Annotated in this window: 9 protein-coding genes; 3 read left to right on the top strand and 6 right to left on the bottom strand. The window is 61.3% G+C overall.

Going from position 1 to position 12,692, the window contains the following annotated elements:
* The first annotated feature begins 112 nt into the window (after nucleotides 1-112).
* Nucleotides 113-1,555 carry a purine-cytosine permease family protein gene (locus JJD66_RS07690; RefSeq protein ID WP_105228789.1) on the top strand — a complete coding sequence of 481 codons (1,443 nt, stop codon included), beginning with the start codon at nucleotides 113-115 and terminating at the stop codon, nucleotides 1,553-1,555.
* Nucleotides 1,552-2,367 carry a nitrilase-related carbon-nitrogen hydrolase gene (locus JJD66_RS07695; protein ID WP_200647904.1) on the top strand — a complete coding sequence of 272 codons (816 nt, stop codon included), beginning with the start codon at nucleotides 1,552-1,554 and terminating at the stop codon, nucleotides 2,365-2,367. The genes JJD66_RS07690 and JJD66_RS07695 overlap by 4 nt, the downstream gene beginning before the upstream one ends.
* A 3-nt stretch (nucleotides 2,368-2,370) precedes the next feature.
* Here the strand turns inward: JJD66_RS07695 and gbcB are convergent, their stop codons facing one another.
* On the bottom strand, nucleotides 2,371-3,471 hold the full coding sequence (gbcB, locus tag JJD66_RS07700) for a glycine-betaine demethylase subunit GbcB (protein ID WP_014720237.1): 1,101 nt from the start codon (nucleotides 3,469-3,471) through the stop codon (nucleotides 2,371-2,373).
* A 282-nt stretch (nucleotides 3,472-3,753) separates the two neighbouring features.
* Between gbcB and gbcA the strand changes: the two genes are divergently transcribed.
* The gene (gene gbcA / locus JJD66_RS07705; RefSeq protein WP_032894948.1) at nucleotides 3,754-5,049 is read left to right on the top strand and encodes a glycine-betaine demethylase subunit GbcA; all 1,296 of its coding nucleotides are present in this window, start codon (nucleotides 3,754-3,756) and stop codon (nucleotides 5,047-5,049) included.
* Nucleotides 5,050-5,896: 847 nt separating this feature from the next.
* Here gbcA and etfB read toward each other — a convergent pair.
* The 5 genes from etfB to JJD66_RS07730 all read right to left on the bottom strand — a co-directional run bounded on the left by etfB (nucleotide 5,897) and on the right by JJD66_RS07730 (nucleotide 12,622).
* Nucleotides 5,897-6,673: an electron transfer flavoprotein subunit beta gene (gene etfB, locus JJD66_RS07710; protein ID WP_371920435.1), complete on the bottom strand. Its 777-nt coding sequence runs from the start codon at nucleotides 6,671-6,673 to the stop codon at nucleotides 5,897-5,899.
* A gap of 4 nt (nucleotides 6,674-6,677) precedes the next feature.
* Complete coding sequence (gene etfA, locus JJD66_RS07715) at nucleotides 6,678-7,898, bottom strand: electron transfer flavoprotein subunit alpha (RefSeq protein ID WP_200647905.1); 1,221 nt, start codon at nucleotides 7,896-7,898, stop codon at nucleotides 6,678-6,680.
* Nucleotides 7,898-9,841 (bottom strand): dimethylglycine demethylation protein DgcB, encoded by a 1,944-nt coding sequence (gene dgcB / locus JJD66_RS07720; protein WP_200647906.1) that lies wholly within the window; start codon nucleotides 9,839-9,841, stop codon nucleotides 7,898-7,900. The genes etfA and dgcB overlap by 1 nt, the downstream gene beginning before the upstream one ends.
* A 174-nt stretch (nucleotides 9,842-10,015) precedes the next feature.
* Nucleotides 10,016-12,076 carry a dimethylglycine demethylation protein DgcA gene (gene dgcA / locus JJD66_RS07725; protein WP_003194876.1) on the bottom strand — a complete coding sequence of 687 codons (2,061 nt, stop codon included), beginning with the start codon at nucleotides 12,074-12,076 and terminating at the stop codon, nucleotides 10,016-10,018.
* A 15-nt stretch (nucleotides 12,077-12,091) separates the two neighbouring features.
* A complete protein-coding gene (locus JJD66_RS07730; RefSeq protein ID WP_008033249.1) occupies nucleotides 12,092-12,622 on the bottom strand; it encodes a DUF5943 domain-containing protein in 531 nt (176 codons plus the stop codon).
* Between the last annotated feature and the right edge of the window lie 70 nt (nucleotides 12,623-12,692).

Genomic DNA, 12,692 nt, shown 5'->3' on the forward strand with positions numbered 1-12,692 from the left:
CACAGTCAGTTCAGAGATTCCTGAAGTGATTATTTGCAATTACAGATTCAATCGTACGTTTGCTTGTAAGACTCTTCAGCGATCACTCAATAATAAACAGACCGTGAAGCCTATGAACTTGCCTTGCGACCAAGCGGCAGCTCCCCGTCCCGCGCTGAAAATAGAAACCCGTTCCATCGACTATGTGCCGCGCAACGAACGCCACGGCAAGGTCTGGCATCAGGCGCCGTTCTGGTTCACCGGCAACTTCGTACTCACCACCATGGTTACCGGTTTTACCGGCGCCGCATTGGGGCTGAGCCTGGTATACGCAGTCCTGGCGATTGTTATCGGCGTATGCCTTGGCACGTTCGCCATGGCCTTCCACGCCAACCAGGGACCGCGCATGGGCTTGCCACAGATGATCCAGTCGCGGGCGCAATTCGGCCTGCGCGGAGCCATCGTCCCCTTTATCGCGGTGGTCTTCGTGTACATCGGTTTTAACGTGTTCAACGTGATTCTGGCGACCGACGCCATCAATACCGTGCTGCCCGGCAACCGGGCACCGTGGTATGCCTTGATGATTATCCTGGCAGTGGTGATCGCGGTGATCGGCCATGACCTGTTGCACACCGTGCAACGCTGGCTGACCTACCTGATGATCAGCGTGTTCGCGGTCCTCACGGTCGCTGCCGTAATGACCCTGCAGGCCGACACGGCGGTGGCCGACGCACATTTTTCCTGGTCGGCCTTCCTGATCCAGCTTTCGGCCGCTGCCGGTTACCAGATCAGCTACGCCGTCTACGTTTCGGACTACTCGCGCTACCTGCCCCATAACACGCCGTCACGCAGTGTCATTGCCTGGACCTACCTGGGCGCTGCCGGCTCGGCGCTGTGGCTGATGTCGCTGGGCGCCTTTCTCGCCTCTGCACTACCCTCGCCGGATGCCATCAGTAGCGTGCAGGCGGTGGGCAACCAACTGCTTCCGGGGTTTGGCACCTTTACCGTGTTGATCGCAGTCCCCGCGCTGGTGGGTATCATGGCGGTCAACTGCTATGGCGCGATGCTCACCGGGATCAGTGCCATTGACGGCTTTGTGCCGATCAAACCACGGATCAAGAGCCGAATCGTCGGGATAAGCCTGGTGGCCGCAGTCATTTTTGTGATCGCCCTGAGCATCCCCGAAAGTTACCTGAGCAGCTTCAACACCTTCGTCCTCTTGATGCTGTATTTCCTTGTGCCTTGGACAGCAGTGAACCTGGCGGATTTCTACGCGGTACGAAAAGGGCGCTACGCAATCAGCGACATTTTCAACCCGGCCGGAATCTATGGTCGCTGGTCGAGCGCAGGGCTTATTGCATATTTCCTCGGCCTGGCGGCGATGGTTCCGTTCATGTCGCTGGGTTTCTATCAGGGGCCGATCAGCGTGATACTGGGCGGCGCCGATATTGCGTTCATCGTCGGCCTGGCGATTGCGGCGGGGGTGTACTGCACAATGAGTCGCCACCTCGACCACGCCACCGAAGCGCGCGCCGTACAAGCCAGTGAACGAGCGTTGGAAGAGGCCTTGCCATGACACCGCTACGCGTCGTTTGTCATCAATTGGCGCCGCGTATCGGCGATACCCGCTATAACAGGGCGCTGACCGAGCACGCGATTCGCGCCGCAGCCGACCGAGACGCCCAGGTAATCGTGCTGCCGGAACTGGTCCAGAGCGGCTATACGTTCACGGACCGGGAGGAAGCCCACAGCGTCTCCGAGACTCTCGACGGCCCGACCTTGGCCCTGTGGAAAAACCTGGGACGTGAGCTGGGGATCATTATCGTCGCAGGCTTCTGCGAGCGTCTGAGCGCGGGCCGGGTTGCCAACAGTGCCGCACTGATCGAGCCTTCGGGGCGGATGACGGTGTATCGCAAGGCCCACCTGTGGGACCGCGAAAAATTGATATTCACCCCCGGTGAGGCGCCACCTCCAGTGGTCGACACTACCGTCGGGCGCATCGGCGTGATGGTCTGCTACGACCTGGAGTTGCCCGAGTGGGTTCGCCTGGCAGCGCTGGCGCAGGCCGACCTGCTCTGCGCGCCGGTGAACTGGCCCGACGGCCCGCGTCCCGTAGGTGAGCGGCCGGCAGAGATCGTACGAGTCCAGGCGAACGCCGCAGTCAACCGCATGTTCATCGCTGCGTGCGACCGCTATGGCGAAGAACGTGGCGTCAATTGGGTAGGCGGTTCAGTCATCGTCGATGCCGATGGCTACCCGCTGGCCGGAGCAGCCTACCACCCGCAGGAACAGCAGTTAGTCGCTGACCTGCCAGTGGCCCAGGCCAGGCACAAGTCTATCAGCGACTACAATCACGTTCACCAGGACCGCCGACCGGACTTGTACTGACCCTCAGAACTCAATCCGCACATCACCCTTCGGCACACTGCAGCACGACAGGATATAGCCTTCGGCTTCGTCCTCTTCGGTAATCCCGCCGTTGTGCTCCATCTCCACTTCGCCGCCCAGCTTCATGACCTTGCACGTACCGCAGATGCCCATGCCGCAGGCCTTGGGGATCAGCAGGCCGAGCTTGGCGGCCGCGGCGTGCACCGTTTCCCCCGGCGCCACGCGGATGCTCTTGCCGGACGCGATAAACTCCACTTGATGCAGGTCTGCCAGGTCGATCTCCGGCGCATCCGCCGCTTGCTCGGCCTGCTCCACCGCATCGGCACGGGCTTCGGGCGGTGTCGCGCCAAAGGATTCTTCGTGATAACGCGTCATGTCGAAACCGGCAACTTCCAGCAAACGCTTAACCGCATTCATGTACGGCGTAGGGCCGCAGCAGAACACTTCGCGCTCCAGGAAGTCCGGCACCATCAGTTCCAGCATCTTGTGGTTCAGATAGCCGCGATACCCTGCCCAAGGCTCGCCCAGGCCGTGTTTTTCGCAAATCAGGTGCAGGCTGAAGTTGTCGATCCGCGACGCCATGTGCTCCAGCTCGCGGTGATAGATGATGTCCTTGGGCGAGCGGGCGCTGTGGATAAAGGTCATGTCGACGTTCGCGTTGGTGTCGTAGAACCAGCGCGCCATGGACATCACCGGCGTGATCCCAACGCCGCCGCTGAGGTAAAGCACTTTCGGGCTCGGGAAGTCGATGGCATTGAACAGCCCGACCGGCCCGTGCACCGCCAGCTCCTGGCCTTCGTGCAAAGTGTCGTGCAGCCAATTGGAAACCCGGCCGCCCGGCACACGCTTGATGGTCACCGAAAAGCTGTAAGGCACTGACGGTGAGCTGGAAATCGTGTACGAGCGCATGATCGGCTGGCCTTCGATTTCCAGCTCTAAGGTGACGAATTGCCCCGGCTTGAAAAAGAACAGGATCGGCTGGTCGGCCATGAAGCAGAAGGTGCGCACATCCCAGGTTTCCTGGATGACTTTGACGCAGCGGACGATGTGCCGACCATTGGCCCAGGTCTGGGTGGTTACCGGATTCAGGAAATTATTGGACATGTTGTTCTCCACCGCCGACGTCGGCCTTATGGTGGCGATTCTGCGTAACGCGAGAACCACCCATTTACCTATCTGCGACATTCACATACTTACGGCGACCAGCCCCCAAAGACAGGGGCTTGCGCGTCGGGATCAGATTGGGCCATGTCGCCCATGGATAAGGTTCGACGTTACGCCGGGCCCACACTCGCTCCCAACAAAGACGCGTTCTTTACGCCTTGCACAGCACCAACCGTAGCCACTATTCGCCGGCCACACAGAATGGCCATGAGGACACACACGATGGACGTCACCGCAACCTTAAGCTTGGGCGATCCGCTGGAACCCGCACGCAAGGCCACCGCGCAAATGCTGCAAGAGCGCGAGCGCACTTTTTCGCTGCCGCAGCCGTTCTACTCTGATGAGCGGTTGTTTGATATCGACATGCAGGAGATCTTCCAGAAAGAGTGGTTGATCGCCGGCATGACCTGCGAAATCCCCACCAAGGGCAACTACCTGACCCTGCAAGTGGGCAAGAACCCAATCATCGTAATCCGGGGTGCCGACGGCGTGGTGCATGCGTTCCACAACGTCTGCCGCCACCGTGGCTCGCGCTTGTGCACCAGCGACAAGGGCAAGGTCGCCAAATTGGTATGCCACTACCACCAGTGGACCTATGAGCTGGACGGCCGCCTGCTGTTCGCCGGCACCGAGATGGGCGCCGATTTCGACATGAAGCAGTACGGCCTCAAGCCGGTGAACGTGAAGACTGCTGGCGGCTACATCTTTATCAGCCTGGCCGAAAACCCACCGGCCATTGATGACTTCCTGTCGACGCTCAGCCATTACATGGAGCCCTACGACATGGAGAACACCAAGGTGGCGATCCAGACCACCTTGTTCGAAAAAGCCAACTGGAAGCTGGTGCTGGAAAACAACCGCGAGTGCTACCACTGCAACGCCTCGCACCCGGAACTGCTGAAAACCCTGCTGGAATGGGACGACGTTACCGACCCGCGCGCCGACCAGGCGTTCAAGGATCACGTGGCTGCTTCTGCTGCCGCCTGGGACGCCGAGAAGATCCCTTACGCCCACGCCAGCTTCGGCCTGCGTAACCGCATCGTGCGCATGCCACTGCTCAAGGGCACTGTGTCGATGACCCTGGACGGCAAGCAGGGCTGCGCCAAACTGATGGGCCGCATCAAGAACCCGGACCTGGGCTCGATGCGCATCCTGCACCTGCCGCACTCCTGGAACCACTGCATGGGCGACCACATCATTGTGTTCACCGTGTGGCCCATCAGCGCCCAGGAAACCATGGTCACCACCAAGTGGATCGTGCACAAGGACGCCGTGGAAGGCGTGGACTACGACGTGGAGCGCATGCGCCAGGTGTGGGATGCCACCAACGACCAGGACCGCCGCCTGGCCGAAGAAAACCAGCGCGGCATCAACTCCACCGCCTACCAGCCAGGCCCTTACTCCAAGACCTATGAGTTTGGCGTGGTGAATTTTGTTGATTGGTACAGCGAGCGGATGTTGAGCAACCTGGGTGCGGCGCCAGCGCCTTATCTCAAAGGCGTAGCTGCTCACGAATAACGCTTGTGTAGGAACGGGCTTGCCCGCGATGGCATGGTGTCTGTCAAAGTCTGTATGGGCTGATAGACCGCTATCGCAGGCAAGCCAGCTCCCACATTTGGACAGATTAACTGTTCAAAATTCGATCAGCTCCGATACAGCCCTTTACCACCCTGCCCTCCAGCCTTTCCCCAACAACTTATCCACAAAGCCACCCACAGCAATTGTGGGCAAGTGGCCGCACACGCAAATTAAATCAAGAAAATCCGTGACTTATTCAAACTTGCAGGTTTTATCTTGAGCAGCTCATTTATTGATCAATCCTCCAAGAGCCTTGATTAGCGTGGCTTGCAGCGGTAAGCGAACACCTTATCCACAGATGCACCAACAGACTTTGGGGGCAACTTTTTCCGGGTTGTGGAAAAGCCCTTTAAACCCTCATGAATCGGGGATATCCAGCCGTTTAAACGGCGAATAAGTGAGATCTGATCAATTATTGACCAATCCCTCGAAGACCACGCTTTACAAGGCCTGTAGCGGATAGCGAACATCTTATCCACAAAAGCGCCAACAGACTTTGGGGGCAAGTCGAGGCCTTAACCCGGTTAAAACCCGAGCAAAAACCGCAAGTTAGGTTGGTTGTTTTTCGTACAGAGGGCTGCAGAGCTTGATATGCCGGGCTTGTGGACACCCGCGAACAGGTTATCCACAGGCGGATCAACAGGCATTGTGGGTAAGCCCAACATAAAGCAGGGAAATGTGGGAGCGGGCTTGCCCGCGATTGCAATACGTCAACGGCTGCATGGGTTGCTGACCCACCGCTATCGCAGGCAAGCCAGCTCCCAAAAGGTTTGGTGGTGGTCAGGGTTCAGCGTACGACGCCCTCTTCTACCAGAAGCTTGAGAATCGCTTGCGCGCCCTCTTCAGCGCTCACGCCCTTGAGCACCTGCCCACCGCCGCCACTGGCCTTGGCCGTTGCGGCTTTCATACGGTCAGCACCACTCTTGGCCTTGATCACCTTGAGGCGCTTTGGCCGTGGCTTGGCCGGCTGCAGCAGTGCGCCTGTGAATAACTCGTCGTGTTCAATCTCGACGTCATGGGCTGCCAGCTCACCCCGTTGCGCCGGGCCGTACGCGCTTTGCCGAGGCTTGGGCGCGGCGTTATCCACAGTGGCGAGAAACGGCAGGCGCACCTTCAAGCGCCGTCGCTGGCCGCGAGGCAGCGCCTGCAGCACCAGGGCTACGCCGGCGTCGATGGACTCCACCTGGGCCAGCCCCACAATCAGCGGCCAGCCCAGTTGCTCGGCCAAGAGGAACGGCAGCATTCCCGAGCCTTCGCCGGTTTCTGCCTGGCTCCCGGTCAGTACCACTTGAGCACCGGCGTCGCGCAGATACTCACAGAGCACCGGCAAGGCATCGGAGCCGGCCGGCTGCTCCAATACCTGCAGTTGCGGCAGGCCCATGCCCAGGTAGCTGCGCAGGGTCGGCTCGCTGACATCACCAGCGTGCAGCACCTGCAACTTATCCCCAGCCAGTTGCAGCCCCAGCTCAACCGCGCGCGCGTCCTGCTCGGCGCGGCGGGGTCGTCCGGAAGTGGGGTGAGCGCCGATGGACACCAGGCTGAATACAGTGTTCGTCATGGTCATATCCTCAGGCTGCATCGCGCTTGGCGCCGTTGCGGTAGGTTTCGACCGCCGCGATCAAGGCGTGCAGTATCGCGGCGCTTTCGCCGATCACCGACAGGTCGGCACGCTTGATCATGTCGCACCCTGGGTCGAGGTTGATCGCCACCACCTTGTCGCAGGCACCGATGCCTTGCAGGTGCTGGATCGCCCCGGAAATGCCCACCGCCACGTACACCCGCGCAGTGACCCAGGTTCCGCTGGCGCCGACCTGGCGATCACGCGCCATGAAGCCATCATCCACTGCCACCCGCGAGGCGCCTTCGGTAGCGCCCAGGGCCGCGGCGGTCTGGTGGAACAGCGCCCAATCCTTCACGCCGTTGCCACCGGAGAAAATGAACTCTGCCTCGGCCATCGGAATCGCTGCCGGGTCGACCGCCACCGCGCCGAGGTCTTCGATACGAGGCAAACTGCGCGCCAGGCTTGTGGATAACTCCACGGGCAAGACTTCGTGGCGGGTCTCGCTGACCGGATCGGCACATTCGGCGGCAGCGAGGATCAGACGGGGCAACGGCCGCGCCAGGTCTTCCTGGCCGGCACCGGCACGGCCGATGCATTCCTCGCCCTTGATCTGCCACACCCGCGTCGCCGGGCGTTCCTTGAGGCTGGCGGCAAAGCGTCGCCCCAGCTCACCACCACCGCTGCGGCTGTCTGGCAGCAACCAGTGGCGCGGGCTGAATTGGTTATCCACAGCGCGCAGGCCCTGCACGCGTTGCTCCGGTGCATAACCCTCGAACTCATGCCCCTCCAGCACCAGCAGACGGTCGACGCCGGCCGTGGCAAACGCGCTTTCCTTGTGTTCACCGAATACCACCGCCAACACCGCGCCGTCATCGCCGGCCAGTTGGCGCGCCAGGCCAAGCAGGTCACGGTCGTGGCTGCTCAGGCGGCCACCGACCATGTCCGGCACCACGTTGATGTAGAACGCCGGGGTCGGCACTTGATGCAGCGGCAATTGCACTTCCACTGCCGCGGTGCGCTTGGCCGCGCCGCCCTGCTGGGCACCGCTGCGGTCGATACGCTTGATGCCGTTGGGCCCGATAAAACCGACACCATGCACGTTTTTGCGAATGATGCCGTTGGGCCCCATCCAGCTGTGTTGCACCGGCTGCATCGCCGCGTGCAACGGGTGCAGGCGGTTACGGGCGATCCATTCGGCCCGGGGGTCGCGGCGGATAATATCGCTCATTAGTGCACCTCCGCAGGTTCACGCTTGACGGGGGCTTTGGCCGGCGCGGCGTCTTCAAGCAACGCGTCGGCTACCAGTTCGGCGATGTCCTTGATCAACGGGCGCGGTTCGACCACGCCTTCAAGCATCGCCGTGCATTGTGGGCAACCCACGGCCACCAGTTCGGCGCCGGTCTCGCGGATGTCGTCCATGCGCATATCGGGGATACGTTGCTTGCCGGGGATGTCGGTGATCGGCGCACCGCCACCGCCACCGCAGCAGCGTGAACGGAAGCCCGAGCGTTGCATTTCCTTGACCTCGATACCCAACGCCTTTAGCACTTGGCGCGGCGCCTCGTATTCACCGTTGTAGCGGCCCAGGTAGCAAGGGTCATGGTAGGTCACGCTGTTGCCTTTGTGCTGGCCCAGATTCAGCGCGCCCTCGCCGATCAGCTCGGCCATGAAGGTGCTGTGGTGCTGCACGCGGTAGTTGCCGTTGAAGGCGCCGTATTCGTTTTTCAGCACATGGAAGCTGTGCGGATCGCAGGTGACTATGCGCTTGAAGCTGTACTTGGCCAGGGTCTGGATATTGCGCGTGGCCAGCAACTGGAATGTCGCTTCGTCACCGAGGCGCCGCGCCACGTCACCGCTGTCGCGTTCTTCCAGGCCGAGCACGGCGAAATCGACCTTGGCGGCCTTGAGCACTTTGACGAAAGCGCGCAGGGTACGCTGGTTACGCATGTCGAAGGCGCCATCGCCGACCCAGAACAGCACATCGCAACTGCCTTTGTCGCTGAGCAACGGCAGGTTCAGGTCTGCCGCCCAGTTCAGACGACCACCAGGGGCAAACCCGCCGGGGTTGTCGGTAGCGATCAGGTTTTCCAGGACTTCAGCGCCCTTGTTCGGCGTGGCGCCTTTCTCCAGGGTGAGGTGGCGACGCATGTCGACAATGGCGTCCACGTGCTCGATCATCATCGGGCACTCTTCCACGCAGGCGCGGCAGGTGGTGCACGACCACAGGGTCTCGGCGTCCACCAGGCCGTTGACGATCGGCTGGTGCGGGTTGCCGCCGTGTTCGCCCACCGGTTTGCCGGGGTACGGGCTGCCGGCAAACTTGGCATCGGTGCCACCGGCCAAACCGACCACCATGTCCTGAATGAGTTTTTTCGGGTTCAGTGGCTGGCCCGCGGCAAACGCCGGGCACGCCGCTTCGCACTTGCCGCACTGCACGCAGGCGTCGAAGCCGAGCAGTTGGTTCCAGGTGAAGTCCTTGGGTTTTTCCACGCCCAGCGGCGCGGTTTTATCGCTCAGGTCCAAGGGTTTCAAACCGGTGGAGCGGCCGCCGCCAAAGCGTTCGGCGCGACGGTGCCAGGCCAGGTGCAGGGCTCCGGCAAACGCGTGTTTCATCGGCCCGCCCCAAGTCATGCCGAAGAACATCTCGGACACGCCCCACAACACGACCACGCTCAGCAATGCCGCAAGCAGCCAGCCGCCGAAATCGGCGGGCAGAATCCCGGCCACCGGCAAGGTCACCAGGAAGAAGCTCACCGAGAAGGCCATCAGGCTTTTCGGCAGGCGCATCCACGGGCCTTTGGACAGGCGGGCAGGCGGATTGCGGCGGCGCAGGTACATGAAGATCGCGCCGACAAACATCAATGTCGACGCCAGCAGCAGGGCATAACCAAGAATGCGGCTCTGCAGGCCGAAACCGTGCACCACAATCGCCAGCAGCGCCGACAGCACAAAGCCCAGCGCCGTCGCTACGTGGGTATTGGCGATGTATTTGTCACGGGCGACTACGTGGTGCAGGTCGACCATGTAACGCTTGGGCATGGCCAAGAGGCCACCCAGCAGGTCGACTTTGGATGAGCGGCCACGACGCCACATGTTCACCCGGCGCAAGGCGCCGAGGACGGCGAGGCCCAGGGCGGCAAACAAGAGAATAGGCAGCAAGGTATTCAACATGGTGAAGCTCCCACAGACCACACAGGTCTTGCATGGGGGCCGGATCAATGTGGGAGCTGGCTTGCCTGCGATGGCATCGACTCGGTCTCACTCAAGACCGAGTCGCCTGCATCGCGGGCAAGCCCGGCTCCCACATTGGTCAGCTCCCACATTCAGACCGGGTCCACTTTCGGCTTAGAAATCCTTGCACAAGCGCAGGGCGTCATAGATGGCAGCGTGGGTATTGCGCTGGGCCACACAGTCACCAATGCGGAACAGCAAGTACCCCTCGCCCGCCTCGCTCAGGCATGGCTGCGGCTTGATCGCAAACAGCGCTTCAACGTCGATCTGGCCCTTGTTGCGCGAACCTTCCTTGAGCCCGTAGTAAATCGCCTCGTCCGGACGCACGCCGTTCTCCACCACGACCTGGTCGACCACCCGCTCCTCTTTGGCGCCGGTGTATTCGTTCTCCAGCACGGCCACCAGCTTGTCGCCCTCGCGGTAGACCTTTTCCAGCATCATGTCGCCGGTCATGATCACTTCCTTGGGGTACATGCTGCGGTAGTACGTGGGGAACGACGTACCGCCGATTGCCACGCCCGGCTTGATGTCGTCGGTGACGATCTCCACCTGGCTGCCTTTGTCGGCCAGGAAGTCGGCCACCGACATGCCGGTGAATTCACAGATGGTGTCGTACACCAGCACGTTCTTGCCAGGCAGCACCTTGCCGTCGAGCACGTCCCAACTGCTCACCACCAAGCCTTCGGCGGCGCCCCAGTGTTCGTTCTGCTCGATGAACGGATGCCCGCCCACCGCCAGCACCACCACGTCCGGACGCACGTCCAGGATGGTCTCGGCATCGGCTGCAACACCCAGGCGCAGGTCGACTTTCAAACGCGCCAGTTCCAGTTGATACCAACGGGTGATACCGGCGATCTGGTCACGCTGCGGCGCTTTCGATGCCGTGGTGATTTGCCCGCCGATAAACTCTTTTTTCTCGAACAGCGTCACGTCGTGGCCACGTTCAGCCGCCACGCGCGCGGCTTCCATCCCGGCCGGGCCGGCCCCCACTACAACCACCTTGCGCTTGGGCCCGGTGGACTTCTCGATGATGTGCGGCACGCCCATGTATTCACGGGAGGTCGCGGCGTTCTGGATGCACAGCACATCCAGGCCTTGGTACTGGCGGTCGATGCAGTAGTTGGCGCCCACGCACTGCTTGATCTGGTCGATCTGGCCCATCTTGATCTTGGCGATAAGGTGCGGGTCGGCGATGTGCGCACGGGTCATGCCGACCATGTCCACATAGCCGCCTTCCAGAATACGCGTGGCCTGGTTCGGGTCCTTGATGTTCTGCGCGTGCAGCACCGGAACCTTGACCACTTCCTTGATGCCGGCCGCCAGGTGCAGGAACGGCTCCGGTGGGTAGCTCATGTTCGGGATGACGTTGGCCAGGGTGTTGTGGGTGTCGCAACCCGAGCCCACCACGCCGATGAAATCGAGCATGCCGGTGTCATCGTAGTACTTGGCGATTTGCTTCATGTCCTCGTGGGACAAGCCGTCCGGGTGGAACTCGTCACCGCACAGGCGCATGCCCACACAGAAGTCATCCCCCACTTCGGCACGCACGGCCTTCAACACTTCCAGGCCGAACTTCATGCGGCCCTCGAAGCTGCCGCCCCACTCGTCGGTACGCTTGTTGACCCGCGGGCTCCAGAACTGGTCGATCATGTGCTGGTGCACGGCCGACAATTCCACCCCGTCCAGGCCACCGGCCTTGGCCCGACGCGCAGCCTGGGCGTAGTTGCCGATCACGCGCCAGATTTCTTCTGGCTCGATGGTCTTGCAGGTGGCACGGTGCACCGGCTCACGCACGCCGGACGGCGACATCAGGGTCGGCCAGTTAAAGCCGTCCCAACGCGAGCGCCGGCCCATGTGGGTAATCTGGATCATGATCTTGGCGCCATGCTTGTGCATGGCATCGGCCAGATTCTGGAAGTGCGGGATGATGCGGTCGGTGGACAGGTTCACCGACGCCCACCATTCCTGCGGGCTGTCGATGGCCACCACGGAGGAGCCACCGCAGATCGCCAGGCCAATACCGCCCTTGGCTTTCTCTTCGTAGTACTTCACATAGCGGTCGGTGGTCATGCCGCCGTCGGTGGCATACACCTCGGCATGCGCAGTGCTGAGCACCCGGTTGCGGATGGTCAGTTTGCCGATCTGGATCGGCTGGAACATTGCTTCGAAAGCCATGGCACGGTCCTCGGCTTACAACGGTTTGACGGTGAACAAACCATCATCGTGGCCCTCTTCGGAGCCTCCGTAGACTTGTTCGGCGACAGTGCGAATCTTGCTGCCACGCGCTTGAAGGATCTGGTCCATGGCGCCGGCAAACCAGCCGGTGAACATGTAGTCCACCTTGCGGCCGACCTTGCCGTACACGTAGACGAACGCCGAGTGTTCCAGCTTGACGCTGGCGGTGCCTTTGTCCAGGTCGATGTCCTGGATCTTGAACAGGCCCCAGCCGCGTTGCGACAGGCGCTTCATGTAGTGCTCGAACACCGCGACGCCTTCCAGGCCGTGGCATTCAGCTTCTTTTTCACACCAGTGCCAGGCGGACTTGTAGCCAGCCTTGTAGAGGATCTCGGCGTAGGCGTCGGCCCCCAGCACTTCTTCGATACCCATGTGGTTGTTGACGAAGAAATGGCGTGGCACGTACAGCATCGGCAGGGCGTCGGAGGTCCAGACACCGGTTTCGCTGTCGACTTCAATTGGCAATTGCGGGGCGATCTTGGCCATGGAAACTTAACTCCAGAAAATTCGTTTTGATGCCCGCCACGCGGATGGCGGCGGGTGAAGGATTAAGCGA

This window comes from Pseudomonas sp. MF6751 (assembly GCF_016613265.1).
Lineage (GTDB): Bacteria > Pseudomonadota > Gammaproteobacteria > Pseudomonadales > Pseudomonadaceae > Aquipseudomonas > Aquipseudomonas fluorescens_BV.